A 25,613-nucleotide genomic window follows, 5' to 3' on the forward strand; every position below is an offset into this window, starting at 1 on the left:
CCTCCAATCGCGTCTTCACATCCTACGAAAACATTGTCGACCTCTGCTGTGAAGCTTGGAGCAAGCTCGTCGACCAGACTTGGCGCATCATGACCATCGGGCGCCGCAAATGGGCGCGTGGGTCATGATCAATGCAGGTTGGTATCAGCCGCCAAAATTTCCAAGAAGGCGGGACCATCTCAAACCTTCAGCAGGACGGATAGAGGTGCGACCTTTCCGCTTACATTCGTCAGCGCCGGGTTACTTCGTAGCTGGAGAGGAGTTTAACTCTTAGCGGATGGGTCGCGTCCGCGGAATAGCTTTGTGATGAGCTTACGGAGCCAAGCATTGCCAGGGTCGGTGTGCACGCGCCGGTGCCAGAACTGTTGGATGCTAATCATTGGAGAGCACAGCGGTGGAGCAATGAGGCGTAGGCGCGCCATCGTTGCGAATATGGCTCCAACCGCAGCAGGCAGAGTGCTGATCAGATCGGAATTCGCAACGAGTAGTGGCACGCTTATAAAGTGGGGAGACTGGAGTTGCACACGCCGCGTAAGACCCAAGTCGGCAAGCCGCTCTTCAATTAGCTCCTGGCTACGGCCCCGTTGAGCAACTACAATATGGCCGAGCGACAAAAATGTGTCCAGCGACCAGTCGGGGGCAGCAACCGGATGGTCAGCTCTCGCTATGCACGTGAAAGGATGGTCGAACAGCTTTTGTGTCAGGAAATTGGCGCCGTTGAGGTCGGGAAAATATCCAAGGGCAAGATCGACAGACCCGTTCGCCATCGCTTGTTGCAATTCTTCCGGGGAAATTGAACGCGATTGAAGCGTGATCCCCGGAGCATGAGACGAAAGCTCCGCCATCAACCGTGGTAGAAACACCAATTCGCCAATGTCGGATGTACTGATGACGAAGCGCCTATCCGATGTCGCAGGGTCGAAGTGCCGTTCGGCGAGAATTTCAGTTTCCAAACCCGCCAGAATTAAGCGCAGTGGTTCGCGCAACGTCTCGCCAACCACAGTCAATTGCATGCTGTTGCCTACTCTGACCACCAGTTCGTCCTTGAACTGAAGCCTTAGCTTGCTGAGGGCATAGCTCACGTTGGGCTGGCTCATTCCCAGGCGTCGGGCAGTGGCGTTGACGCCACGTTCTTCCAGAAGTGCGTCGAGAACAACGAGAAGATTGAGATCGAAGCGTCGATAATCCATTGGGATATCCATCAAACTGATTGGCTATATCAACATAAACCGTCCTGCTGATTGCCGCCCTATATCGTAGAGCGGTGCTTCGGAAAATGAGGATGGCTATATGGACGAGGTGATTTTTCTCAAAAATATCTGGTACGTAGCCGGATGGAGTCGCGATTTGGCACCGGGCTCGCGTATCGCGCGGACCGTCCTTGATCAGCCTGTCGTGCTGTGGCGCTCGGAAGGCGGTGACGCTTTTGCGCTTCATGACCGCTGTGCCCACCGCGCCATGCCGCTCTCCGCAGGCGTCGTGGACGGTGAAAGTATCCGTTGCCCGTACCACGGTCTTGAGTTCGGCGGTGACGGGCGATGCACGCGCATCCCTGCTCAGGATCGCGTGCCGGACAGCGCGCGCGTTCAGTCTTACCCGTTGGTCGAGAAACAAGGGATGCTGTGGATCTGGATGGGTGATGCAGAACGGGCCAGTACTGCGCTCATTCCAGATTATCCGATCCACGAGGATGTGAGCTATGCTTGGCGCAGCGCTCATTTCCACGTGAACGGAAATTGGCAGCTTCTGGTGGACAACCTCATGGACCTCTCGCACTTGCCCTACATTCACGCCAAGACGATAGGCGGGAACCCCGAACTGCACTTTAAGACCAAAACACATTCCGAGAAGTTGCCCAACGGTGTACGGGTCGTACGCCACATGCCAGATTCCGTACCTCCACCGACTTATGTCGATGCAGCGGGTTTCAAAGGACGTATCGATCGTTGGCAGGAGATCGAGTTCGAACCTACGATCATTCGCATCCATACTGGCGCATGCGACGTAGGTACGGGCGCCTACGATGGCGCACGAATGCACGGGTTTTCCATGCGAGGATTTCATGGAATTACGCCGGAAACCGCCACCACGACCCACTACTTCTGGTCGATGGCGACGAATATCCTTCGCGATGACATACCCGACGAAGTTTTTGAACAGACCGCTCGCACATTCCGGGAGGATCAAGAGGTGCTGGAACTTCAGCAGCTGCGTATCTCTGCGGATCCCGATCGAGCAATGATCGATATTGCGAGCGATGTCGGCGGACGCCACACCCGCCAGTTCATCGCACGGTTGCTGCGCGAGGAGACAAGGGGAAGCGTCGAGGTCGCGACCTGAAAGGCGACGAAGCGACGCTTTGTCCAAAGCGTCGCTTCAGAACGTGAAACGGTGGCTGCCCGGACCGGCAGACGTCTTACCGGTGGGAAGTTCCACTTCGGCGACACTTCCCGTCGGCACGGTTAGATCGAGTGCGGTCCGCGTCGCTGTACAAGTCCAGTGCGTTTCGATCCGACCCCTCGCGGTATTTACGCTCGCGCCTGCCGAACCGACGCGTTGATCCGGCAAGATCGCCACTTTGAAACGCGCGAAGCCCGGCTCGACTGGCTCGATGCCGGCAATGCGGCGATAGAGGAAGGCGGCCACAGCTCCCAAGGCGTAGTGGTTGAACGAATTCATCGCCACGTCCCCTGTGTCACCATTCCAGCGCTCCCAGATCGTGGTCGCCCCATGATCGACCATGTACCCCCATGACGGATACTCACGGCGTAACAGCAGGTCCCAGACGAGTTCGTTTTCGTTGACGGATGCAAGCGCGTCGAGCGCGAGCGGTGTGCCGAGGAAACCGGTCGAAAGCAGGGTTCCGCGCCGCCGGATATCGCTTGCGAGTCGTCGCCCTGCGGCCTTTTGCCGGCCGGTGTCCAAGAGGCCGAGCCCAAGCGCCATAATATAACCGCACTGACTACCATTACCTACGCTGCCATCCGGCTTCACAAATGCATTCTGGAAGGCCTGTCTGATACGATCATGTTGTCCGCGCCAGTGGGAGGCCGCGGCACTACGCCCCGTCCAATCAGCCATCTTGGCGAGCTGTTCGGCCGATCTCGCCAGCATCGCTGTTGCGATCAAGGCTTTTGGGGTGGTCTCGTCCATCGGGAATTTCGCATCGAGCGCCAGCCAGTCGCCGAGATCCGCTCCTCGACCGTTCGTCCACAGGGCGTCTGGATTCCTCGCCAGAATGCCCTCGATGTAGGCGGTCATCGCCTCCCAGTTCTCATCGACGATCGCCGCGTCACCGCTGTGCAGAAAGGCAGTATAGGGCAGCATGACGCCAGCGTCGGCCCAGCCCGGCGTCGCGCTAGTCGTGCCCCATCCAAGGCCGGAGGGGCTCGGCGCCCAGAGCGGATAGGCACCGTCTTTCCCCTGAACGTCGCGCAAAATGCGACAATAGGAGCGAGTGAACGCTGTCACGTCCATGTTGAAGGCGGCTGCGTCCCAGAATACCTGCGCATCCCCTGTCCATCCCAGACGCTCGTCGCGCTGGGGACAGTCGGTAGGCACTCCTACAAAATTTGACCGCTGGCTCCACAAGGTGTTGAGCCAGAGCCTCTGCAGGCGTCCGTTGTCGATGCGCAATGTACCGGTTTCGTGCAGGGCGCTGGACAGCACGAGACCCGTCACTGCTCCGGCATCGAGATCGGGAAGGCCTTCGATTTCGGCATAGCGGAAGCCCTGATAGGTCAGGATCGGCTCCAGGTCCTCGCTGCCCGGACGCCCCCGCAGGATGTACCGATCCTCGGCTCTTGCCGCCCGCAAGTTGCTGCGATCGAGTTCGCCTTTCGGATCCAGGACCTCGGCGTGTCGCACCGTAATCTGCTGCCCGGCTGCGCCAGCCGCGCGCAACCGCACACGGCCAGCAAAATTCTGGCCGAAATCGACGATGAAACGCCGGTCTCCGATACGGCGCACGGCGATCGGCGGCATCTCGCGCACGACGCGTACGGGTTCGGCTATCGCGGGAGAGCAGGGCGCCTCGGGCAGGGGGGCCTCCCATGCCGGGGCCCATCCCGAAGCATCGAACCCGGCGCTCAGCCACCCTTCGGGCCAGAGCCTCAGGTCCTGGTCTTCCCCTGCATAGATTTCCGACATGCGTAGCGGCGAATCCGTGTGCCGCCATTCAGGATCGGTGACGATCCGATGGGCCTGCCCGTCTGCCGCCTCGATTTCAAGCACTAGCCGAATTCGGCGCGGAGCAGCACCGTAGGCATAACGGCCCTCAGGCGCCTGATAGCTCGCGAAGAAGCCGTCACCCACGAGAGCGCCGAGCACATTCTCGCCATCGCGCACCAAAGCCGTAACATCATAGGTGCGGCACGGGATGCGCCGGCTGTAGTCCGCCGGCTCCGATTGCAGTTCATCGTCGCCAATGCGAACGCCGTTGAGCCATAAGCGATAGCCACCAAGCGCCGCGACATGAAGCCGGGCGCGAATGGCATTGCCGGTTTCGACGAACGTACGCCGCAAAAGTCGTCCTGGCGCGGGAGGCCAAGGGAACACCGGCTGGAAAGCAGCGGGAAGGGCCTCGCTCCAGAGGCTCTCGGTTCCCAGGCGAGTTTGCCACCCGGTCGTAATCCGGCGTACCCCTGTCGCTTCGTCAAGTCGCAACTGCGCTGCGACGGCTACGGCAGGCTTTATGAAGAAGCCGGCAATGGGGGCAATATCGACAGCCAGGACATGCTCGCCTGCTGGCGCCGGAAACTTTATGCGCGCGGCAGGCGCCCCGCCGAAGGCGTTCGGGTCGCGGTGTGGAAGGTCGAGCGGCTTGCCGTCGAGCGCGAGTGAAGAGATGGCGCCGTCCGCGACGATGGTGAACATGCCTTCGCCGCCAGTGCTGCGAAAGGGCAGTCGGAACGAGCGCGGATGTTCGGGGGAAGGCGACGACCCTTCGACCCAGACGGGCGAGGCGAGGCGATCGGTGCGCTCATCCGCAGATTCCACCGCTATCCATTTACCGGTCCAGTCGGAGGGGTCCAGCAGGCCGGTTTCCCAGCTCGATGGGCTGCTCCATGCGCTCGTACCATTTTCGTCGAAGATCTGGACCTTCCAATGGTAGGCTTTCCCTGCTTTCAGAGGGGCACCATCGTATCGTACCGCAACCGAGCCTCCCTTGAGGTGGCCGCTGTCCCACAGGTCGGCGCGTCCCGAGGCAAGCGCACGAGGGCTGGAGGCGACCACGATGCGAAAGCCGGATTGCCGTGTCGTGGCGGGGCCTCCCACACGCCAGGACAATGTGGGCTGCAAGTCGCCAATCCCAATCGGTGCAGTGCGGCCCGCGACCCGCAGATCAGTCGCCGCGCCGATAGGGCGGGCTGCGGCTTGCAGGGAACTACTCGCACCGGCCCCTAGAACCCCGGCGCCGATGATGAATGAGCGCCGATTTACGTCTGGCACTGTGCCTCTCCCTTGTTCCGGTTCGTCGATCGACGTGGCGGATATGCGATGCCACCTATATGCGGTTCCGGCGCGCGTAAGCTCCAAGATGCGGACCGCTCGGCTTAATAGTCCGCGCGAAGGACGTGCGGTCCACGGCTACCAGGCCGAATGGCGCCGTATATGCGCGGTTCCACTCGAAGTTGTCCAAAAGCGACCAGTGGATGTAGCCACGTACGTCCACTCCCGACTCGATAGCGCGACCTAGCCCGGCGAGAGCCCGATCTATATAAGCGATGCGGCGCGTGTCATCGGTGACCGCGACGCCGTTTTCGGTGACGATGACCGGGCGCCCGGTGGCACGAGCAGCCCACTTTACGGTGGCTTCCAGTGCTTCGGGGTAGAATTCCATCTGAGTGAGCGTCTGCTCCACCCCCGGTTCGGGCGGGATGTCGGCATCTACGCCGACGACGGCCCGGCCATAGGTCTGTACGCCGATGAAGTCGTCCTTGGAGACAGCTTCGAACCATGGCGCGTAGACCTGGTTGATCTTGTCTTTCAGTGCGCTTGCACCGGGTGCAGCCTGTTCATCCGCCATCGAAAGACTGAGGCCCACCTGCAAGTCGGAACGAACCGACTTGATCGCTTCGGTGGCGCGGTGGTGCGCAATGATCTGGTTGGGCACTGTCCTGGCAGTGTTGGCCGTCAGGGTCGCCGAGAAGCGGTCCGATCCGATCATGCGCGCGGCTGCCTTGTCGCCCAAGATGAAGAACGGCATGCTCTTGCGAAATTCGGGCTGCCAGGAGAGTTGTGCCGCGAGGTTGGGTTCATTGAACGTCAGTGCGTGAGCATAGCCAGGGCCGAGTGCGCGCGCGGCCCTTTCGCAGAAGCGGAGAAAATGGTCTGTATTGGCCGCATCTTCCCAGCCGCCAATGCCCGCAAACCATCGGGGCACGGTGAAGTGCGAATAGGTTATGAATGGATGTATTCCCAGGTCGGCGCAATAATCGATCATCGCACGATAGTGGGCGAGGGCCGCCAGAGAATATTCACCCTGCTCGGGCTCAATTCGAGCCCATTCGATGCCAAAGCGATAGGTGTTCAGGCCCATTCGCTTCACCAAGTCAATGTCCTCGCGCCACCTGTTCCAGCTATCACAGGCGTCACCGGAAGGTTCGGCGAAGGCGCTTGGGCGCAGATGTTCGCTGACCCAGCTGTCGGAATTGACGTTGCCGCCTTCGACCTGATGGCCTGCTGTTGCGGCACCCCACAGGAAGTCCGATCGCAAGCGCCGGGGTGAGGCAGCCAGTAACGGTGACGCGCTCGCCATCATCAACCCGGCTCCCGCTGCCTTGAGGATGCTGCGACGGTTGAGAGAATTGACCACACAGTCTCCTTTCAGAACCGGAACTGCACGTTTGCGCCGATCGTTCGGGCAGAATCGAAACCGAACTGCTGCTGGTAACTGGCCACGCCCTGCGAAGCGTCGCCGGCGTCAAGCCCAATGAAGTTCGGGTTGTATTCATTGGTGCAGTTCTTGCAGAAGATCGCTATACGGATGCCGTTGTCGAGACGGACGCCAGCGCTTGCCCCGATCAGGTCCGTGGTTGGTACGCGCGCGCCCGGCGCTCGGTTTATGAGATAGTTGATCGCCGTGCGGTGGTACCAATTCGCCTCGATGAACGGGTGCGCTGCTCCTCCGGTATCCATTTCGTACATCGCCTGGAGTGAGGACGCGAACTTCGGAGCCGTTGGCGTGCGCAGGCCTCGTGCATTGAACGAACCGCCAGTGCAGCCGGTCTGCCCTGGGTAGCATTCGGCGCCTGCGAAATCTCCGAATTTGGAGTCGAGGAACGTGGCGGAACCATTGATCGAAAGCCCGTGCAGCGGAGTGGCGCCCACGGTGACCTCGACGCCCTTGCTCGTAACCGAGGCCGCGTTCTGGACCACGAAGGCCTGGAGCGCGGTATCCAGCGACTGGGTCTGATAGTTGTTGAACTTGGTGTGGAAGGCGGAAACGTTGAAGATCAGCCTGCGATTGAACCAGCTGGTCTTCAGGCCGATCTCGGCCGTATTCGACTTTTCAGAACGAACGAGAAGGTTCGCATCGGTTGTTGCGGCAGTGTCATTAAAGCCCGGCCCCTTGTACCCGCGTCCATAGGATCCATAGAGCATCGCATCGGGCGTAACCTGGTATTGACCACCGACGCGCCAGCTGAAATCCGTATGACCATAGGATTGCGCAAAGCTGCCGGGGACACCGAGCGGAACGAAGTAGGCATCCTGGATCTGGACGAGGTCGATTGCGATCTCGTCGCGCGTGACGCGCCCGCCTGCGAAGACCTTGAAGGCGTCAGTCAGCGAAAAGGTCAGCTGGCCGAATGCGGCGTAGCTGTCCGTTTTCATGCTATAGGCGTTGTCGCGCCCGAGGAAGAAATTGTTGCTGGTGGAGCAAGCTGGCGGGCTTGCACCCGGTACGGCGACGGCGCCCACGCAGAATGGAAAGGCGGGTAGCAGAAAGCCGGGGAGGTAGTTGTTACCGGCGATCTGGCCTTCCTGTTTGATCGTCGAATGAAAGTAGTACAGTCCTGCCTGACCTGAGAGCCGGTTTTCCGATGGCAACGCCACGCGCAGCTCATTTGAGAACTGGTCGTAGTCGGCATGTGAACGGTTGATGTTCGCACCATTACTGTTGGTGAAGTCCACGTCCAGCTGCGAATCGAAGTTGTAAAACTTCCATGCCGCGATGTTGCTCACCACCACGCCGCCGGGACTCGTCCAGGACAGCGATGCCTGGGCTCCGCCCAGCTTCAGGTCGCGCCAGAAACCGCCATCACCTGCGTACGTGAAATTCTTGTCGCCGGGTGTGATGCCAGAGGCGGCAAGCGGGCCCACGTTGACACTACCTGCGCCAAGCTGCCGGTAGGTGCGATCATAAATCCCCGCAACGCCGTGCGACTCAGCGTATTCGCCGATGACGTAAAGTTCGAGCGAGGGCGTGAGCTGCTGGAGGTACTTTGCCCGGACACCATACTGCTCGCGATCCGCATCGTTGCGCACATCGCGGCGGCCGACAAACGTCGTCGATGGCTCTTCGTAGGAGTAGATGCCCGTTACGCGAAGCGCGCCATCATCGCCTATGGGCACGTTGACGGTCCCGCGCGCGATCATCGACCAGGAGTCGGTATCGCTGCCCGGCGTCTCGCGGTTGCTGAGCTCGGCATTGGTGTCGATCCCGAACACGCCGAGCTTAGGACGCGTGGATACGACGTTAAGGAGGCCGGCTGAAGCATTCTTGCCGAACAGCAGGCCCTGCGGCCCGTTCAGCACCTCCACACGCTCCACATCGTTGAACAGTCCCTGCGCGAGAAAGGGTCGGCCCAGGTTCACATCGTCGAGCGAAGTCGCGACACTGGAGTCGATCGTAGTCGCGAAGGCCTGGGTGCCCACACCGCGGACGGCGAACGTGTTGTCGTTGCCGACCTGCAGGCTCGGCGCGGCAAGTGCGACTTGCGAAAGGTCGTTGACGTTACGCGAACGCAACGTGTCAGCGCCGAGTGCGGTCACGCTGACCGGCACGTCCTGAAGGCGCTCGGTTCGGCGCTGCGCGCTTACGACGATCTCAGGGATGGAGTCTTCCTCCGAAGCATTCTGGGCAAGCGCTGGCTCGGCCATTGCGAACAAACTCGCGCCGAGAAACAGAATGGCCTTGGTCATAAAGCAGTCCCTCCCTTGCACCGATAGACCGGTGTCAGGTGCAGCAACTACGTCTCCAACTAACATTCGGTCAAGCATGAATGTTAGTTGTTGAACGTGATTGATGAGGTGACTACCAGTGGGTTTCGACGGGGCATTCGGGCCTCGACTCAATGTCGGTAAAGTGAGCATGTCAGAAAACAGAATAAGGCGAACTCAGGAGCAACGGACCGCACAAACCCGCCTTGCTCTGATCGAAGGCGCTATCTCGGCAATCTACGAACTAGGATATACCGGCGCCAACACTTCCTCGATCGCTGACCATGCGGGAGTTTCTCGCGGTGCACTGCTGCACCAGTTCGGGACCCGCGCAGCGCTTATGGCCGATGTGGTGCGTCATGTCTTCGACAGCGAGATGGCCGAGTACGAACAGGTTCGCAGATCTACCGGAGTCGGTGACCAGCTTTACGACTGGCCCCGTTTATTATGGAAGGTTCTCGCCCGGCCGAGCGGGCTGGCAGTTCTTGAAATTCTTCAAGCGACCCGCAGCGACCTAGAACTCGCGGAATTCGTCGTTCCGATGCAGGAAGAAGTTGAACGCGCTGCTCTCGACGTCATGCGCGGCGCGTTCGGGGGGGACGAAGCGCTCGCACGGTCAGTAATGCGCCTTATGGTCTGGTCCGTGCGCGGGCTTTCTATCGCGGAACGCTATCTACCGCATCGCGCCGAGAATGACACCGCCGTTGACCTGCTGGCGGGGCTTCTAAAGCTCGCGGCGCCGGACGGGACCATGCAGGCGCTCGCAAAGGTGGCGCACGCCAAGGATGCCTGAGGGCAGTTCCTCATGGCATAGTTTAATAAGCGCGCGCTGCCGTCAGCAGGCGTTGCCTGAACCAGATCATGCCGGCGTCGGTGGCGCGAGCAGTATGGTACTGAATCATCTCGCGCATGATCGGCATTGCAAAAGGCGCGTCGCGGATCTCCAAGCCCAGCAAGGGGGCATAGGCGCGTGCCAAGCGCTCATGCATCAACGCGAGCAGGCGCGTTCCGGGCAGCAACCAAGGGACAAGCGAGAACGACGGGCTCGTCACTTCTATCCGCCGACGATCTTCATGCTGCCGCATATGGCGCTCGACGAAAGTGGGTACGCCGCCGATCCGGACCGCAACATGGCCGCACGAATGAAACGCGTCATCCGTCATCTCGCCACGAAACACGGTGTTCGACGCGCAGCCCACTACGACGTGCCGTTCCTCGAACAGGAGTTCGCTGGGATGTTCCTGGCTTAGGAATTGCTCCGGGGTGAGTTGGAAATCGAGCTTGCCGTCCTCAAGTAGCGTTTCGGTATCGTGTGTAGGCAGCATCATGTTGATCTCGACATGCGGGGCCTCGTGTTTGAGCTGCGGTAACAACGGGCTCAACAATACGGTTGCGATGTAATCCGAAGCGGCAATGTCAAAGCGACGGTCCGACGTTGCCGGATCGAACGCGGTGGCACCCGAAATAAGTACCCGAAGTGTGCTGATAGCTTCGGAGACCATCGGTCCGAGCGCGAGGGCGTGCGGGGTTGCTACCATGCGCCGGCCGTGCGGCACGAGCAGATCGTCGTTCAGTGCCAACCGCAGCCGGGCCAAGGCGGCGCTCATCGCTGATTGCGTGAGGTTGAGCCGCTGCGCTGCCCGCGTGACATTCTGTTCTTCAAGCAGAAGTTCAAGGGCGATCAGCAGATTGAGGTCGAACTTATCGAGTCGCATATCTAGGTATCAATTCTGTTTGTGATAAGTCACAAAAACAAAAAATTTGCTCGTTGGCAAGATGTGACGCATCCCGTTCTCGGAAGCTCGAAGAAGCGACGAGGGAGAGAGACATGCGTTCAACGTGGTTTATTGGCAGTGCATTGGCCGCGGTTCTTGCGGGCGGGAGCGCGCAGGCACAGCAAACGGCCGTGGAGCCGATTGGCCAGGCTCCTGCCGGAGAAACTGCCTCGGGGCTGGAAGAAATCGTCGTTACAGCCCAGCGCAAAGTTGAAAGTGCCCAGCGCGCCGGCCTTGCGATCGATGTGGTAGGAGGTGACGAACTGTCACGAGCCGGCATCACCAGTTCCTCCGACATCGGTAAGCTCGTTCCCGCTCTGACCGTGCAGCAGAACGGCGGGGCCAACGCAGTGTTCTTCCTGCGCGGCGTCGGCAATTTCACCGTAAATGGCTATAGTGATCCCGCGATCGCGTTCAACTACGATGGGGTCTACCTTGGCAGGCCAACATCAACTTCCGGGATGTTCTACGACCTTGACCGTATCGAGGTCCTCAAGGGCCCACAAGGCACGCTGTACGGCCGCAACGCCACAGGCGGTGCGATCAATGTTCTACCGGCAAGACCGCAACCGGGGCAATTCGCAGCTTTCGCCGACGTCAGCTATGGCAACTATGATGCGGTGAGCCTGCAGGGAGCGGTTAATGTGCCGGTGGGCGAAAACGGCGCACTGCGTATTGCCGGCAATCTCACCCAGCACGACGGTTATCTCTCCGATGGCACCTCGGACGATCGCACCCGTGCTCTTCGTCTGCAGTACCTCGCCGAACTCACTCCCGACCTGACGCTGCGCGTGGGGGGCGATTACTCGCACACAGGAGGCAAGGGGCCTGGCTCCTACTATCAGGGACGCTATGTGCCGAGCGGCACCGGCGGACTGACGTTCCTGCCTTCCGGCCTTGGCCCGTCGGTGGGCCTTCTCGACCCTGCGTCGCAAGCCTATCGCCAGACGCTCTTTCTCGGATTGTCAGGCCGCACCGCCGCGCCGCTAGACCCGGATTTCTATCAGGACAACAGCTTCTACGGCGCTAGCGCCGAGCTGACATGGCGGTCCGAAGTGGGTACGCTGACAGTCCTGCCTGCATGGCGGTACTCGAACCTTGACAACAAGTTCGCGGCTCCCGGGTTCATCGGTTACGTGCAGGAAAAGGACGAACAGTTCAGCCTGGAAGCGCGCTTCGCTGGCGAGCGGATCGGCATGTTCGATTATATCCTTGGCGCGTACATGTTCGACGAGAACGTGGACGGCAATTACACGTTCGCGCAGCAGGCATTGAATGCCTATCAGGAATTTCAATCCGATACCCGTTCCTACGCCGTGTTCGGACGGCTGACTGCCAACTTGAGCGACCGCTTGCGGCTGATCGGTGGACTGCGCTGGACCCGCGACGAAAAGCAGTTCGACGGCCGAGCGGACGTGCTGCTCGTACGTTGCACCCAAACCGTGAATTTCAGGCCAAGCTGTCCGACCACACCGCTCCTGCCCGTGGGCGACAGTTACACCGAGTTGCAGCCGCCGTTTGTCGTTCCGCCGCCGGGCGCGGTGACGCCGATCGGTGCCAGCGGGGCTATCCTCATCCGCGCGGTCACTCCGGTCAGTTCTGATCTCGCGCGTTCCAAGCTGACATGGCGCGGCGGGATGGAGTTCGACTTGGGCCCCCGCTCTTTGCTCTATGCCAGCATTGAAACCGGCTATCGCTCGGGTGGATTCTCGCTTTCCGCAGGATACGAGACCTTCGATCCCGAGTACATCACGGCCTACACTGCGGGCATAAAGAACCGCTTCTTCGATAACCGCGTCCAGCTGAACATCGAAGCGTTCATATGGAAATATCGCGATCAGCAGATCAACCACACCGGCGTGGACGCCGCAGGCAACCAGGGCCAGTTCACGGAAAACGCGGGACGTTCGACGAACAAGGGTTTCGAAGTCGAAGCCCAATTTCTTGCAACGCCGACCACATTGCTCAGCGCGCAGGTCCAGTACCTTGACGCCCAGTTCAAGGATTTCATCTATCGCGAGCCGATCGGCGCGACACCGCCGCTGACCGGCTGCCCTTATACAGCGAGTGCCACGCTCGCAGGCCAGTATGACATCAACTGCTCGGGCAATCAGGCTTATCAATCGCCCAAATGGACGCTCAATCTGGGCCTTCAGCAGACAGTGGAGATCGGCGACTACAAGCTCGTGCTGGCCGCCGACACACAGTATCGAACGAGCCGCTACGTCGCTTTCCAGTACCTCCCGCAGCAACGGGTCGAGGACACCTGGGTGAGCAACGCCAACATCACCTTCTCGCCCGACGGCGAGGAATGGTCGATCGGCGCCTTTGTGCGCAATATCGAGAACAACCGCGTGCCGAGTGCTGGGCTAACTTACAATGCCGCCAACGCGGTGACCATGGTTACCTCGCCGCCGCGCACGTACGGTGTGCGCGCCGGAGTGAAGTTCTGATGCACAGCGCAGTGACCAGGGTGCTTGTCAGCCTGCTGATGCTGGCAGCTTCGCAAACATCGGTGGCCGCTCAGCCCGTTTCGGGTGAGAAATCGCCTGGCACGGGCCTGCGGTGGATTACCTTGGGTACGATGGGCGGACCGATCGCCTCGTCCGAGCGTAGCCAGCCAGCTAACCTTCTGCTTTTGGGCGACGACGCCTATCTCGTCGACTGCGGTGACGGCGCAATCGAGCAATTGGCCAAGGCGGGATTGCGGCTGCCGCAGGTCCGGGCTGTCGTGCTCAGCCATCTGCATTTCGACCATACTGCGGGGCTTGCGGCCGTACTTGGCTTGCGATTCCAGACCAACGTCACGCAAAGGCTGGCAATCTATGGCCCGCCCGGGACCAAGCGTTTCGTGGATGGACTGCTCGCCTCGATGAGGCCGGCTGTCGAGGCCGGCTATGGGATGCCGGGAGAGCCGTCCTTCGATCCGGCCAGCACGGTTGAGGTGACGGAACTGGACGACCGCTCGACTTTCGCGCTCGGCCGCGTCGTAGCGAGGGCTGTTCGCAACACGCATTACTCCTTTGCTCCGGGAAGCGCGGCGGAACGGCGCTTCCAGTCTTTCGCCTTCCGTTTCGATGCACCGGGCCGAAGCATCGTGTACACAGGTGATACCGGCCCCAGTCCAGCCGTGGAAAGCCTGGCCCGCGATGCCGATCTCCTGATATCCGAAATGATCGACGTGCCGGGGACAATAGCCAACGTCCGGCGCAACACGCCCGACATGTCTGAAGCGGCCATGTCCGGGCTGCGCGAGCATCTGACCAGGCATCACCTCACAAGCGAACAGGTGGGGCAGCTGGCCGCCCGGGCCCATGTAAAGGCCGTGGTTGTCACCCATGTTGTCGCGCCCTCGGCCAGTGCGGGCGACCTGCTGGGATACGTCGAGCAAATTGGCGTCCCCTTTGCCGGCGGCGTGGTCGTCGCCGCTGATCTCGATACATTCTGACGGGATGATAGAGCCATGAAGGACCTGAACATTCTAGTGATTGGCGGCGGTATCGGCGGCCTTTCGGTCGCGATCGCCATGTGCCGCGGCGGCCATAGGGTTACGGTGATCGAACGTGATCCTGACTGGTCGGTATACGGGGTAGGGATTATCCAGCAGTCGAACGTAGTGCGAGCTATGGACCAGCTGGGCGTGCTCGATGCCTTTCTGGATGCTGCAAGCGGCTTCGACGCCGTCGAGATATTCATGCCGGACGGCACACGCGTCGCGCGGCTGCCAACCCCGTCGCTGGTGCCGGGCCGGCCGGCAAACGTCGGAATCGGTCGGCGCGCCCTGCAGAAGGTCCTTGCTGACAGCGCGAAGGGCCTTGGCGCTGAGATCCGGCTTGGAGTGACAGCGGAGGATTTAAACGATGATGGCACGGGCGTCGATGTGCGCCTTTCCGATGGCACACAGGCCCGCTTTGATGTCGTGATTGGAGCGGACGGCGTTTATTCGCAGACCCGTGCGGTGATATTGCCCGATTCCGGAGCGCCGGTGTTCACGGGCCAGGCGGTGTGGCGTTACAATTTACCGCGGCAGGAAGGGTTGGATGCACTTCACGTCTACAACGGGCCCATCGGTGTCGGCGTGGTGCCGATGTCGCCCACCGTGATGTACATCTATGCGACGACGCCCGAGCCCGGCAATCCGCGCTATCCCCGCGAAGGCATCGCCGGGGTCATGCGCGAGAAGCTGGCGAACACGGCGCCTCGCATTCGTGAGCTTGCAGATCAGATCACGCAGGACGAAGGCGTCGTCTATCGGCCGCTCGAAGGCATGATGGTCCATGGCCCTTGGCATGTCGGGCGGATCGTCCTTCTCGGCGATGCGGTGCACGCCACGACCCCTCACCTGGGGCAGGGTGCGGGCATGGCCATCGAGGACGCGGTGGTGCTGGCCGAGGAGATCTGCAGTTGCAACACACCGCAGGACGCCTTCGCGGCCTATCACGCGCGCCGCTATGAGCGCTGTCGCTACATCGTGGAGAAGTCGCTCGACATTTGCCGCGGGCAAATTGGAGCTGGCCCTCCGGTCGATAATCATAAGGCCACCGCAGAAATGTTCGCGGTCATCTCACAACCTATCTGAAACCTTCAAGGAACACGATCCATGAGCCGAGTGACCGAAATCCGCTATGTCGGATATGGCGTCAAGGACTTCGACGCTGAGCGTGCATTTTATGCCGACGACTGGGGCCTTGTCGAAGTATCCGCGGATGATGGAAAGGCGTGGTTCAAGACCCATGGCCACGACGAACATCATGTGGTTCGCTTACATCGTTCGGACGCAAATCATGTTGAAGTGATTGCACTCGCAGCCGAAACCAAGGCGGACGTCGACGACCTCCACGACAAGGTTGCAGCAGCTGGCTGCCGCATCATTTCTGCACCCCGCGACCTCGACGCCCCCGGCGGCGGCTACGGCTTTAGGTTCTTTTCCGCCGATGGGCTTCCGTTCGAGATTTCCGCCGAAGTCGAGCGTTCTTCCAGCCGTGCGATGGCCCGCTGGGAAGGCATGCCGGTCAAGATCAGCCACATCGTCCTACACTCGCCCGATCACCAGGCAATGGTCAGGTTCTTCACTGAGGTGCTCGGCTTCAAGGTCAGTGACTGGTTGGGTGATTTCATGTGCTTCCTGCGCTGCAACGCAGCCCATCACCGCGTCGCGATCCTGCCGGGGCCCGCATGCCTCAACCACGTGGCGTATGACATGCTGACCGTCGATGACATGTTCCGGGGCGCGCATCGCCTCAAACAGCACGGGACTGACATTCGCTGGGGCCCAGGGCGCCATACGGCGGGCAACAATACCTTCAGCTACTTCACCACGCCCGGCGGGTTCGCGGTCGAATATACGTCCGAGCTGGAGGACGTCGATTTCGAGACGCATGAATACAAGGTTCACGTCCCTGCGCCGATGGTGATGGATCAATGGGGGATCGGTACCGGCGGGCCGCAGACGATGCCCCATCCCGCGCCCGATGCGAAACTTTTCCAACCGGCGGAGTTCTGACCGATGGCACTCTTCGAATACTTCCCGAATTATATCTGGAACCTCTCGGTTTCGATCGCGATGGAATCGGGGGCGCAGCTCGGTGAGATCATCGATATGTGCAAGCCGATCCGGGATGCGGCCGAAGGTGGCGCGGATGCAGGTACGCCCCAGTTCATGAAAGCCTGGGCAGCAATGGGCGACAAGCTACTCGAACTTGCCGCTGAGGACGAAGCAAAAGGACGACTGTTCTCAGCATCGAACAAGATGGAACGGGCCGCACTGTACCTCATTACCGCAGAGCGCATGCAGGGTCACGGCGCGCCGGGACGCGAGGCGACTTACGCCAGGGCGCGCAGCACGTTCGACAGATCGACCGTCCTGGGCAAGTTGAACCGGGAGCGTGTGGAAATCCCGCTCTTCAAGGGCACGATGCCTGCAATCTTCACGCGTGCTTCGGGGGACGGGCGCAAGCCTGTGGTCGTATTCTGCAACGGCCTCGATAGCTGCAAGGAACTCCTCTACTGGACCCGGCTGCCCGATGAACTCGCGCGCCGGGGCATTTCAACCCTTTGTGTCGACCAGCCAGGCTCTGGCGAGGCGCTGCGTCTACAGGGCCTGCCGGTTGATCCGCTCAGCGAGAACTGGGCAAGCAGGGCTGTCGATTGGCTGGAGGTACAGCCTGAGGTCGATCCGAAGGCGATCGGCATGACAGGGATCTCGTTGGGAGGCCACTTCGCCCCCCGCGCCGTCGCTTATGAACCGCGCTTTGCCAGCGGTGCTGTCTGGGGCGCGAACCACAATTGGCGCGAAGTGCAGGATAAGCGCATGGCCCGAGAGGGCGAGAACCCGGTGCCGCATTACTGGGCACACGTCCATTGGGCTTTTGGCGCCGATGGGCAGGACGATTTCCTCGAAAAATCCACCGAAATGAACCTCAATGGTCACATGGACCGTATCAAGGTGCCTTTCCTTGTTACGCACGGCGCCAACGACCGCCAGATCAGCCCCGCTTACGCGGACGACCTTTACGACCAGCTCGTCAATTCGCCACGCCGTGAAAAGATGATCTTCACCGATCGGGAAGGAGGAGTCGAGCACGTCGGGGCGGACAATATCGCCTATGGCCGCGATCTCATATCCGACTGGTTCGCAGAGACGCTGGGCGGCAGGGCGTCGTGAGCCAGCTTGCGACCGAAACCTATATCCGCCGCGAGACGCGGATAAGCGTGGCTATCAATGCGGCTATTTCGCTGCTGTTCTACGTGCTGGTCTTCGGTGGCAGGAATCCAGTCAACGTCTGGGGGGCAGGGCAGTGGGTACTGGATTTCCTGCCCCAAGGTTTCATGATCGCATTGATGGGTACGCTCGTGCCCGGATTACTCGCGGCGAGGCGCCTGCGGGCGGGATCCATCCTTCCACTTGGCAAGCAATCGCCGTTGCCGCGCAACCTCGCATTGCGTGGCTTGTTGCTGGCTCTGGTGTCGGCGTTCGTGTGCACTGGGGTCGTCGCTCTTACGATGCGGTGCGCAGGCCCAGAAACCCTTCCTGCTTGGGCGGCCGCGAGCATCAAGGTCGCGCTCGGCGCACTTCTCGCCGCGATCGTAACCCCCATCGGCCTTCGCTCAACGCTGGCGCAATCTGCATAACACACAAGGAACGTCCATGACACGCCGCTTCGTCGACCTATCGATCACCCTGTGCAACGACGTTGTGAGCGATCCGCCGTTCCTGCGCCCGAAAATTACCTACGAAACTCATCACGAAACGGTCAAGGACCTCCAGCACTTCTTTCCCGGAGTAACTGGCGACCAGACCCCGGGGGGGGAAGGCTTCGCTGCTGCCGAGTGGGTAACGCTCACCACCCACAATGGGACACACCTCGACGCGCCCTATCATTATCATCCGACCATGGATGGCGGAGAGCGCGCCATTACGATCGATGAAGTGCCCTTGGAATGGTGCTTTCAATCGGGGGTCAAGCTGGACTTTCGCCATTTCCCGGATGGCTACGTCGTGACGGCCCAAGATGTCGAAGACGAACTGGCGCGGATCGGACACAACTTGCGTCCACTCGATATCGTGCTGGTCAACACTGCGGCGGGCAAGGCACTGGGGCAACCAGACTTCGTAAATGTCGGCTGCGGCATGGGATACGAGGCCACAATGTACCTGACGACACGAGGCGTGCGCGTGACCGGAACCGATGCCTGGTCGTGGGATGCGCCCTTCGTCTACACGGCTCAGAAAGTGAAGGAAACTGGCGATACGTCCCTAATCTGGGAAGGCCACAAGGCGGGCCGCGACATCGGCTACTGCCACCTGGAAAAGCTACACAACTTGGAGGCCCTGCCACCGCACGGCTTTACCGTAAGTTGCTTCCCGCACAAGATCGAGGGAGCATCCGCCGGATGGACGCGCGCAGTCGCGATCATTGAGGAGTAAGCGGCCCATGCGTCTGGCCACACAGGAGAACGGCACGCCCGACGGACGGTTGCTGGTGGTTTCCGCCGACGGAGCGCGATTCCTCGCGCCATCAGCGCCCAATCTGCTTTCGGCGATCGCCGACTGGGAAGGATACGAGCCCGAACTGCGCGCGTTGGCTGATCGCCTGCAGGAGGGCGAAGGGAGGGCTCTTTCAATTGACAGCCTGCGCGCACCGATGCCCAGGACCTGGCAATGGCTAGATGGCTCCGCCTTCGGCACGCATGGGCGGCTCATGCAGGTCGCTTTCGGTCTGCCGCCCATCGAGACGGATCGCCCACTGATGTACCAGGGCATGTCCGATCGGTTCCACGGACCGCGCGATCTGGTCCCGTTTCCGAGTGAAGCAGACGGCATAGACTTCGAAGGAGAATTCGCGGTCATCGTCGATGCGGTTCCGATGGGCGTGACGCCGAAACAAGCGATGCGGCACATCAGGCTCATCATGCAGATCAACGACTGGTCGCTGCGCGCCATTGCCCCGGCGGAGATGAAGACGGGTTTTGGTTGGATACAGGCAAAGCCGGCATGTTCTGCGGCGCCGTTCGCCGTCACCCCCGATGCCTTGGGTGATGCTTGGGCGGATGGGCGCGTCTGCATGGAGTTGGGCGTCGCGGTCAATGGACGGCCGTTCGGTCACCCGAATGGTGCCGCCATGGATGTCGGCTTCCACGAACTCGTCGCGCATGCAGCCCGGACCCGGGACCTGGTCGCCGGCACCGTGATCGGATCGGGAACCGTTTCCAACGACGACTACGCACTCGTCGGATCGACCTGCATTTCGGAAGTGCGCGCGATCGAGATCATCCGGAACGGCAATCCGTCAACACCGTTTTTGAGCTTTGGCGATGTCGTTCGGATGGAAGGCAGGACGAAGGCCGGCGCCGCACCTTTTGGCGCTATGGAGCAACGGATCGGCTTGGCAAAGTCGCCGTTGGAGCGTTGATGGATGCGCGTAATCGTCACGGGAGCCGCGGGCTTTGTAGGAAGCGCTCTGGTAAGGCGCTTGCAAGGCGCCTGCGATGTTCTTGCAACCGATGTTCGGCTCGGAGGAATGGCCGGTGTCGAGGGAGACCTTACCGACCCCAGCTTGTTGGCACACCTGTTTGCGGAAAGCTGTGATGCCGTTGTCCATCTGGCATCGGTGCCCGGCGGAGCTGCGGAGCAGGACCCGGAGCTGGCCAAACGAGTCAACATCGATGCCACGATGGCGCTCGTAAATGCGGCTGCGTGTAGCGGCACAATCCCCCGTTTCGTCTTTGCAAGCAGCATCGCAGTGTTCGGCACGGCGCTTCCCCGGATTGTCGATGATCGCACGCCGGTGGCACCAACGATGGTGTATGGAGCGCATAAGGCGATGGCGGAGGAATGGATAGCTACGATGACACGACGTGGCGCTATCAGCGGGTTAGCGCTACGCGTTCCGGGCGTCGTTGCTCGGGCTCCAGGTTCGTCCGGGCTCAAATCGGCCTTCATGAGCGATCTTTTCAGCGGCTTGATGGCTCGGCAGCAGTCGGTTGTGCCAGTGACCCGAGGTGCCACGGTGTGGGTCATGTCTGCCTTACGTCTTGCTGACAATCTGGCACATGCCCTGCAAGTTGATGCAGTGGGCAGCATAACCCTACCGGCATTGCGAGTATCGATCGCGGAGCTTGTTGCCGCCATATGTGATCACGCAGGTGCAGAGCAGGATCTTGTTCGATACGCACCCGATCCGGAAATGGAGGCCGCATTTGGTCAGCTGCCACTTCTGAAAACACCATGCGCTAAGCGCTTGGGCTTTTCGCATGACGGTAACGTAAGCCGCCTGGTGCATGCGGCCTTTGCAGGTCTGCGAACAAATTTCGAAAATCACGATGGAGGAAAGTCGCAATGATAGCAGTCGATCAGGGCGATGGTGGCTACCCGCCAATTCAGCGCGTTGTTACCGGCCACGATAAGCATGGCAATTCCGTCTTCCGCTCGGACGACTTGCTTACCACCGAGGGGATTCCTTCCGGCGATGCGGCGTTCCGTACGATCTGGACAACGGCAACGGTGCCTGCCGACAACAACGACGAAACTGATGGGGGTACTCGTGCAACGGGTCTGACTCTTGAAGGCGGATCCGTAATTCGGATTGTGGATATGTATCCCGGGAAAGCAAGCCCAATGCACCGGACCAATTCCATTGACTACGGGATCGTTCTGGAAGGCGAGATCGAACTGGAACTTGAAGATGGCCTGAAGAAAAAGGTGGGGCGGGGCGGTGTCATCGTGCAGCGAGGAACAAACCACCTTTGGCGAAATACGACGCAGAGCGTTTGTCGGATCATTTTTGTTCTGATCGAAGCCGCTCCCTACAGGTACGGCGATGCGGTCTTGGCTGAGCTCAAACCGGAGGACGTGCAAGCGGCAAACGGCGTATGAGGGTGTCCGTTCAATATAAGCCCCGAAGAGAGGGGCTTGTCCGCAGTATCGTGGGAGAAGTATCAAGCCTCGTGACTGTGGCTCGCGATAACTGAGGTTGGAGTGGTCGGTGGTGTCATCTCCTGCCGGCACGGTGCGCAAGGCAATTCGCATGAATGGTGTTGTTCGTGATACGATACGAAATGTCAAATGACCCAGGTGAGACGTAATGACGGCGCCAACACTTGAAGTTGGAAGTCGGCGCGAGCAAAGCCGAAACGTCCGGCGCACGTGGATTCTCGACATTGCCGTCGCAGCCTTCCTCAAACACGGTTATGCTAGGACGAGTATGTCAGCAATAGCGGGTGAAATGGGCGGTTCCAAGGCAACGCTATGGGCATACTTCTCATCGAAGGAGGAATTGTTTGCCGCCGCGATCGATCGAGCGACGAAGGAGTTTCGCGCCGAACTCGTGACAATTCTTGATCGGCAGGATGACCCAAAGACAACTCTCGTGCACTTTTGCGAGCAATTTTTGCTCAAGGCAACGTCTCCGCAAGCCATCGCCCTTCAACGTGTTGTAATTGGCGAAGCCGGACGCTTCCCTGAAATTGGAAGGATTTTTTATGAACGCGGACCCATGGAAACAAACAAGCTTCTGGCGCGATACCTTAAGATCCTGATGGATCAAGGAACTCTTCGCGAAGATGAACCGTTGAAGCTAGCTCTTTTTTTAATCGGTCATTGTTTCGTTGGGTTGCAGCAGCTGTTACTGATGAAAATCATTGAAGATGTCGACATCTATATAATAAAGGAGGTAGCTAATTCGTCCGTTGAATTTTTCCTTTCTGCTTCAGAAATAGAAATTAATCAAAAGTAGCAACGCCGATGCAGTTGCAGGATTGTAATTGCCGTTGTGTTGCAATCTGTCCAACACGAGCTTGGTCGAACGCCGGAGTTTTGAACTCACGTGGGCCTATCTTCGGCTCCCGCAGTCCTGTCGATCAAGATAGGCGGCAAGTTTGCCGACCGCGCGGTAATAGTTGAGCACGTGGCTGACCGAGCAATTCGGCTCGAAATGAGTGTCACGGCGACCGCGCTTATGAGACCTGTGCGCGGGTGTGGTAGGGTGCTGAAAAGCATTGAGTTTCCGGCCTATTCAGCGCTGGTCCGTGGGACGGACACGCCGCCGGGCGTGGCAGGGAACTTTTTCATGCCTCGATGGTGAGAATGTTCAGGGTGCGCTTGAGATTGTAGGCGATGGCAGTGAAGTGGACTTGGGCGGCGGCTTTGGCGAGGCCTCGCTGTCAATCGGCGTGCAAACGGGGGTCTGACTCAAATTCCGTGCAGATTTGACAAATTCGAAGGGTAGCCGCGAACTCCAGCTCACGGAAAGCGAGGAGTATGGGTGAATGGTCGTGAAAGCGTGGGACAGCAGCCTGACGCTACCCGGTTTGATTGTGGAGAGCAGGGCTGTCGTGGACGGAACTGTCGAGGTTTCGGGCCGCTTGGCGTCTGCTGGAGCGATCTGCCCGGACTGCGCTAACCCATCGACGTCCTTTCACAGTCGATACGACCGCACGCTCTCGGATTTGCCGGTCAGCGGCAGCACGGTTCGGCTTCGGCTGTCGGTCCGTCGGTTTCGCTGCACGCACACGTCTCGCCAACGACGCACGTTCAGCGAACCATTGGCTCCGCCGGTTGGCCGTCGATATGGCCGCAGGGTGGGCCGCTGCGACGCCTTGGTACGGGCAGTAGCGGTGGCGCTAGGCGGTCGGCCCGAGGCGCGGATGATGGCGCGACTAGCGATGCCGTGGTCGCGCGACACGATGCTGCGTGTCCTACGGCGTGGTGATCTTGCCGCCGAACTGCCGCCGCCCGCGCGGGTGGTCGGCATCGATGACTTCGCCTGGCGCCGCGGCCACAGCTACGGCGTAATTGCTCAGGGGGGTGGCAAAAAGAGGTTGCGCGGTCTGGCAATGCCTGATTCACCCTGTGCATGCCGCCACCACCCCTTCATGTCCTGAGCGAAGCCGAGAAGAACGAACTTCTGCTCGCGCAACACGATATGATCGAGCGTATGGCTGCCCGGATTTCCGAACTGGAGGAACTGGTCGGCAAACCACGCAAGACGTCGAAGAACTCGCATGTGCCGCCTTCCAAGCCCGACTTGAACAGCGCCATAGGAACGAACGGCGAACTTTGTCTGGTAAGTCATTGAATTTTGGTGCTGGGCCTACGCGGCTGAAAAATGTGTGGTGCTAAATAATTGTAAAGAAATGGCGATATTCCTTGACGTTCGAGCATTTTCTAAGGTGATAATCTTCTCATGTTCGTGCGTGAGAAAACCGTAAACGGCTATACCTACCTCTATCTGGTAGAGAACGTGCGTGAGAATGGCCGCGCAAAGCAGCGGATCATTCGCAATCTCGGCCGCAAGGAAGCGGTACTGGCGGCAGGTGACCTCGATCGGCTGTTGGCATCAATCGGACGCTTCAGCGAGCGGGCCATGGTTCTCAATGCCATTGAAGCCAATCCCGCACAGGTCCACGCCCGCCGGATCGGCGGTCCGCTGCTGTTCGGGCGCCTGTGGCAGCGGCTTGGCATCGATGCTGTATTGGAAGAGGTGCTAGAAGGCCGTCAGTTCGGCTTTGCCGTGGAACGCGCCGTATTCGTCGCCGCACTGCACCGCCTGTTTGTCTCCGGCTCGGACCGAGCCTGCCTGGACTGGATGGAGAGCTACGCCATCGACGGCAGCCAGGATCTCGCCCTCCATCACTTCTATCGCGCCATGGCCTGGCTGGGCGAAGAGATCGAGGAAAAGGCTGAGGGCGCGCTGGCACCCCGCTGTGTGAAGGACGTGATCGAGGAAAAGCTGTTCGATCGCCGGCGTGACCTGTTCACTGATCTGAGCCTGGTGTTCATGGATACAACCTCGCTCTCATTCTACGGTGCCGGCGGCGACACGCTGGGTCGGCGTGGTCATTCCAAGGACCACCGGCCCGAGCTTGCCCAGATGATCCTGGCCGTCGTGATCGACGCCCAGGGGCGTCCGATCTGCACCGAGATGGTCCCGGGCAACACCGCCGACGTGAAGGTACTCATGCCCATCGTCACGCGCCTACGCACCCGCTTCGGCATAACCCGCTCGTGCGTTGTGGCCGATCGCGGCATGATCAGCGCCGATACGATCGCCGCCCTGGAAGAGTTGGGGATGGAATACATCCTGGGTGCGCGCGAGCGCACCAGCAGCCCGGTCAGACGCACGCAGTTCGGGCTTTCGAACCGGATCGCCTCGGGGCATAGATCGAGCGCTTCCTGTATCCGTGCGCCGCTGTTGTAGAGGAACGAGAACAGCGCATGGTCGCGCGCACCCTCAACGGTCGAACGGTCTGGCTGAGCGAGGATCGCCGTCACTTCCGCCGGATCCAGATAGCTCGGCTCCGACACGGGAGCACGCTTGATCGGGATATGGAGGATTTCGACGCATTGGGCGATCGATGCGGGATCCTTGGTGGCCACGAAGTGGAAGAAGCTGCGGATCGCGGCAAGCCGACAGTTGCGCGTGCCGATTGTGCCGCCGCGTTCATGTTCGGCGTGGCTGAGGAACGCAATGACGGCGCTGGCGGTCAGATCGGCCAGCGTGATCACCACCACCTTCTTTCCTGCACGCTGTGCGACGAACCGCAGCAACAGCCGCCAGGTGTCACGGTATGAGCGAACCGTATGGATGGACGCGTTGCGCTGCTCGACCAGCCATTCGTAGAAGAACGCGCGCAACAGTTTCGGGAACGGGTCGGCTTTGCTCATGGCTGCGCCTCCCGCCCCAGGCTGAGGCATTGTGCGCCCATCGTGCGGAACCGCTCGTTGGCGAGGTGCAGCAACTCCTGCGTGACCGTAATGTAGACCAGCGTGGAGTTGATATCCCGATGGCCGAGGTGAGTCGCAAGGAACGGCAAGCGCTCCTGCGGATTGATGCCCGTTCGGTACCATTCGAGGATTCTGTTCACGACCATCGAGTGGGGCAGGTCATGCACGCGCGGGCCTGCTTTTCCTCGCAATGGTTTCAACCCGGCGCGGCGTATGACGTCGGAGAGCAACCAGGTGATCATTTCCGGAGTGTAATGGCCGTCGCCTCGCTCGTGCCAGAACAGACCCGACCGCGCGTCGTGTGATCCACCGGCACGCCGACGCGCATCGATGTAGGCCCGAAGCTCGACTACAACGCTGCCCGGTAGCGGCAAAATGCGGGTCTTGAAGAACTTGGTCTGCCGGATGGTAATACTACCCGCGTGCAGGTCGACATCACCAAGATCTAG

At 60.3% G+C, this 25,613-nt stretch carries 20 protein-coding genes and 3 pseudogenes; 16 read left to right on the top strand and 7 right to left on the bottom strand.

Translation table 11 applies throughout. The features are described 5' to 3' along the window. Positions 1-263: 263 nt before the first annotated feature. Positions 264-1,190, bottom strand: a complete 927-nt coding sequence (locus HWN72_RS27815) for a LysR family transcriptional regulator (protein WP_211151983.1) — start codon at positions 1,188-1,190, stop codon at positions 264-266. Between the two features lie 100 nt (positions 1,191-1,290). On the opposite strand from HWN72_RS27815, the gene HWN72_RS27820 reads away from it, so the two are divergent. After that, complete coding sequence (locus HWN72_RS27820; protein ID WP_211151984.1) at positions 1,291-2,340, top strand: aromatic ring-hydroxylating dioxygenase subunit alpha; 1,050 nt, start codon at positions 1,291-1,293, stop codon at positions 2,338-2,340. 36 nt (positions 2,341-2,376) lie between these two features. On the opposite strand, the gene HWN72_RS27825 is transcribed toward HWN72_RS27820, so the two are convergent. From HWN72_RS27825 to HWN72_RS27835, 3 genes are all read right to left on the bottom strand, one after another. Beyond that, on the bottom strand, positions 2,377-5,235 hold the full coding sequence (locus HWN72_RS27825; RefSeq protein WP_309141597.1) for a family 78 glycoside hydrolase catalytic domain: 2,859 nt from the start codon (positions 5,233-5,235) through the stop codon (positions 2,377-2,379). Positions 5,236-5,506: 271 nt separating this feature from the next. After that, positions 5,507-6,817, bottom strand: coding sequence for a glycoside hydrolase family 1 protein (locus HWN72_RS27830; RefSeq protein WP_289357706.1), 1,311 nt, complete (start codon positions 6,815-6,817; stop codon positions 5,507-5,509). Positions 6,818-6,828: 11 nt separating this feature from the next. Next, positions 6,829-9,147: a TonB-dependent receptor gene (locus HWN72_RS27835; RefSeq protein ID WP_211151986.1), complete on the bottom strand. Its 2,319-nt coding sequence runs from the start codon at positions 9,145-9,147 to the stop codon at positions 6,829-6,831. 118 nt (positions 9,148-9,265) lie between these two features. Here HWN72_RS27835 and HWN72_RS27840 point away from each other — a divergent pair, with 118 nt between their 5' ends. Continuing rightward, positions 9,266-9,958 (top strand): TetR/AcrR family transcriptional regulator, encoded by a 693-nt coding sequence (locus tag HWN72_RS27840; protein WP_289357707.1) that lies wholly within the window; start codon positions 9,266-9,268, stop codon positions 9,956-9,958. 22 nt (positions 9,959-9,980) lie between these two features. On the opposite strand, the gene HWN72_RS27845 is transcribed toward HWN72_RS27840, so the two are convergent. Beyond that, complete coding sequence (locus HWN72_RS27845) at positions 9,981-10,880, bottom strand: LysR family transcriptional regulator (protein WP_211151987.1); 900 nt, start codon at positions 10,878-10,880, stop codon at positions 9,981-9,983. A gap of 113 nt (positions 10,881-10,993) precedes the next feature. Between HWN72_RS27845 and HWN72_RS27850 the strand changes: the two genes are divergently transcribed. The 14 genes and pseudogenes from HWN72_RS27850 to HWN72_RS27915 all read left to right on the top strand — a co-directional run bounded on the left by HWN72_RS27850 (position 10,994) and on the right by HWN72_RS27915 (position 24,637). After that, positions 10,994-13,393 carry a TonB-dependent receptor gene (locus HWN72_RS27850; protein ID WP_211151988.1) on the top strand — a complete coding sequence of 800 codons (2,400 nt, stop codon included), beginning with the start codon at positions 10,994-10,996 and terminating at the stop codon, positions 13,391-13,393. After that, entirely contained in the window at positions 13,393-14,388 is a 996-nt protein-coding gene (locus HWN72_RS27855) for an MBL fold metallo-hydrolase (RefSeq protein ID WP_211151989.1), read from the top strand. The genes HWN72_RS27850 and HWN72_RS27855 overlap by 1 nt, the downstream gene beginning before the upstream one ends. Positions 14,389-14,403: 15 nt before the next feature. After that, positions 14,404-15,519, top strand: coding sequence for an FAD-dependent oxidoreductase (locus HWN72_RS27860; protein ID WP_211151990.1), 1,116 nt, complete (start codon positions 14,404-14,406; stop codon positions 15,517-15,519). 21 nt (positions 15,520-15,540) lie between these two features. Beyond that, positions 15,541-16,443: a VOC family protein gene (locus tag HWN72_RS27865; protein ID WP_211151991.1), complete on the top strand. Its 903-nt coding sequence runs from the start codon at positions 15,541-15,543 to the stop codon at positions 16,441-16,443. A 3-nt stretch (positions 16,444-16,446) separates the two neighbouring features. Then, positions 16,447-17,604 (top strand): S9 family peptidase, encoded by a 1,158-nt coding sequence (locus tag HWN72_RS27870; RefSeq protein ID WP_211151992.1) that lies wholly within the window; start codon positions 16,447-16,449, stop codon positions 17,602-17,604. Beyond that, positions 17,601-18,071: a hypothetical protein gene (locus HWN72_RS27875; protein WP_211151993.1), complete on the top strand. Its 471-nt coding sequence runs from the start codon at positions 17,601-17,603 to the stop codon at positions 18,069-18,071. The genes HWN72_RS27870 and HWN72_RS27875 overlap by 4 nt, the downstream gene beginning before the upstream one ends. Positions 18,072-18,087: 16 nt before the next feature. After that, positions 18,088-18,867 carry a cyclase family protein gene (locus HWN72_RS27880; RefSeq protein ID WP_211151994.1) on the top strand — a complete coding sequence of 260 codons (780 nt, stop codon included), beginning with the start codon at positions 18,088-18,090 and terminating at the stop codon, positions 18,865-18,867. Between the two features lie 7 nt (positions 18,868-18,874). Beyond that, entirely contained in the window at positions 18,875-19,852 is a 978-nt protein-coding gene (locus HWN72_RS27885; RefSeq protein ID WP_211151995.1) for a fumarylacetoacetate hydrolase family protein, read from the top strand. 3 nt (positions 19,853-19,855) lie between these two features. After that, on the top strand, positions 19,856-20,782 hold the full coding sequence (locus HWN72_RS27890; RefSeq protein WP_211151996.1) for an NAD-dependent epimerase/dehydratase family protein: 927 nt from the start codon (positions 19,856-19,858) through the stop codon (positions 20,780-20,782). Further along, the gene (locus HWN72_RS27895) at positions 20,779-21,315 is read left to right on the top strand and encodes a cupin domain-containing protein (RefSeq protein WP_211151997.1); all 537 of its coding nucleotides are present in this window, start codon (positions 20,779-20,781) and stop codon (positions 21,313-21,315) included. The genes HWN72_RS27890 and HWN72_RS27895 overlap by 4 nt, the downstream gene beginning before the upstream one ends. 208 nt (positions 21,316-21,523) lie before the next feature. After that, on the top strand, positions 21,524-22,174 hold the full coding sequence (locus tag HWN72_RS27900) for a TetR/AcrR family transcriptional regulator (RefSeq protein ID WP_211151998.1): 651 nt from the start codon (positions 21,524-21,526) through the stop codon (positions 22,172-22,174). A 532-nt stretch (positions 22,175-22,706) separates the two neighbouring features. Continuing rightward, positions 22,707-23,321 (top strand): transposase family protein, encoded by a 615-nt coding sequence (locus tag HWN72_RS32110; RefSeq protein WP_211151999.1) that lies wholly within the window; start codon positions 22,707-22,709, stop codon positions 23,319-23,321. Next, positions 23,294-23,458, top strand: a pseudogene (locus HWN72_RS27910) (IS66 family transposase); the annotation flags it as partial. The gene HWN72_RS32110 and the pseudogene HWN72_RS27910, both read left to right, overlap by 28 nt. Positions 23,459-23,803: 345 nt before the next feature. After that, complete coding sequence (locus HWN72_RS27915) at positions 23,804-24,637, top strand: IS1634 family transposase (protein WP_248006406.1); 834 nt, start codon at positions 23,804-23,806, stop codon at positions 24,635-24,637. Here the strand turns inward: HWN72_RS27915 and HWN72_RS27920 are convergent. Both HWN72_RS27920 and HWN72_RS27925 read right to left on the bottom strand, forming a co-directional pair. Then, positions 24,547-25,104 (bottom strand): annotated as a pseudogene (locus HWN72_RS27920) (tyrosine-type recombinase/integrase); the annotation flags it as partial. The gene HWN72_RS27915 and the pseudogene HWN72_RS27920 overlap by 91 nt on opposite strands. Beyond that, positions 25,101-25,613 (bottom strand): annotated as a pseudogene (locus tag HWN72_RS27925) (tyrosine-type recombinase/integrase); the annotation flags it as partial. The pseudogenes HWN72_RS27925 and HWN72_RS27920, both read right to left, overlap by 4 nt.

This window comes from Novosphingobium sp. HR1a (genome assembly GCF_015594425.1).
GTDB classification, from domain to species: Bacteria; Pseudomonadota; Alphaproteobacteria; order Sphingomonadales; family Sphingomonadaceae; genus Novosphingobium; species Novosphingobium resinovorum_A.

Bases quoted from the DNA above. Each gene is read 5' to 3' on its own strand.
- HWN72_RS27815 (WP_211151983.1), bottom strand. From the start codon at position 1,190: ATGGATTATCGACGCTTCGATCTCAATCTTCTCGTTGTTCTCGACGCA.
- HWN72_RS27820 (WP_211151984.1), top strand. From the start codon at position 1,291: ATGGACGAGGTGATTTTTCTCAAAAATATCTGGTACGTAGCCGGATGG.
- HWN72_RS27835 (WP_211151986.1), bottom strand. From the start codon at position 9,147: ATGACCAAGGCCATTCTGTTTCTCGGCGCGAGTTTGTTCGCAATGGCC.
- HWN72_RS27845 (WP_211151987.1), bottom strand. From the start codon at position 10,880: ATGCGACTCGATAAGTTCGACCTCAATCTGCTGATCGCCCTTGAACTT.
- HWN72_RS27850 (WP_211151988.1), top strand. From the start codon at position 10,994: ATGCGTTCAACGTGGTTTATTGGCAGTGCATTGGCCGCGGTTCTTGCG.
- HWN72_RS27855 (WP_211151989.1), top strand. From the start codon at position 13,393: ATGCACAGCGCAGTGACCAGGGTGCTTGTCAGCCTGCTGATGCTGGCA.
- HWN72_RS27860 (WP_211151990.1), top strand. From the start codon at position 14,404: ATGAAGGACCTGAACATTCTAGTGATTGGCGGCGGTATCGGCGGCCTT.
- HWN72_RS27865 (WP_211151991.1), top strand. From the start codon at position 15,541: ATGAGCCGAGTGACCGAAATCCGCTATGTCGGATATGGCGTCAAGGAC.
- HWN72_RS27870 (WP_211151992.1), top strand. From the start codon at position 16,447: ATGGCACTCTTCGAATACTTCCCGAATTATATCTGGAACCTCTCGGTT.
- HWN72_RS27880 (WP_211151994.1), top strand. From the start codon at position 18,088: ATGACACGCCGCTTCGTCGACCTATCGATCACCCTGTGCAACGACGTT.
- HWN72_RS27885 (WP_211151995.1), top strand. From the start codon at position 18,875: ATGCGTCTGGCCACACAGGAGAACGGCACGCCCGACGGACGGTTGCTG.
- HWN72_RS27890 (WP_211151996.1), top strand. From the start codon at position 19,856: ATGCGCGTAATCGTCACGGGAGCCGCGGGCTTTGTAGGAAGCGCTCTG.
- HWN72_RS27895 (WP_211151997.1), top strand. From the start codon at position 20,779: ATGATAGCAGTCGATCAGGGCGATGGTGGCTACCCGCCAATTCAGCGC.
- HWN72_RS27900 (WP_211151998.1), top strand. From the start codon at position 21,524: ATGACGGCGCCAACACTTGAAGTTGGAAGTCGGCGCGAGCAAAGCCGA.
- HWN72_RS32110 (WP_211151999.1), top strand. From the start codon at position 22,707: ATGGTCGTGAAAGCGTGGGACAGCAGCCTGACGCTACCCGGTTTGATT.
- HWN72_RS27915 (WP_248006406.1), top strand. From the start codon at position 23,804: ATGGTTCTCAATGCCATTGAAGCCAATCCCGCACAGGTCCACGCCCGC.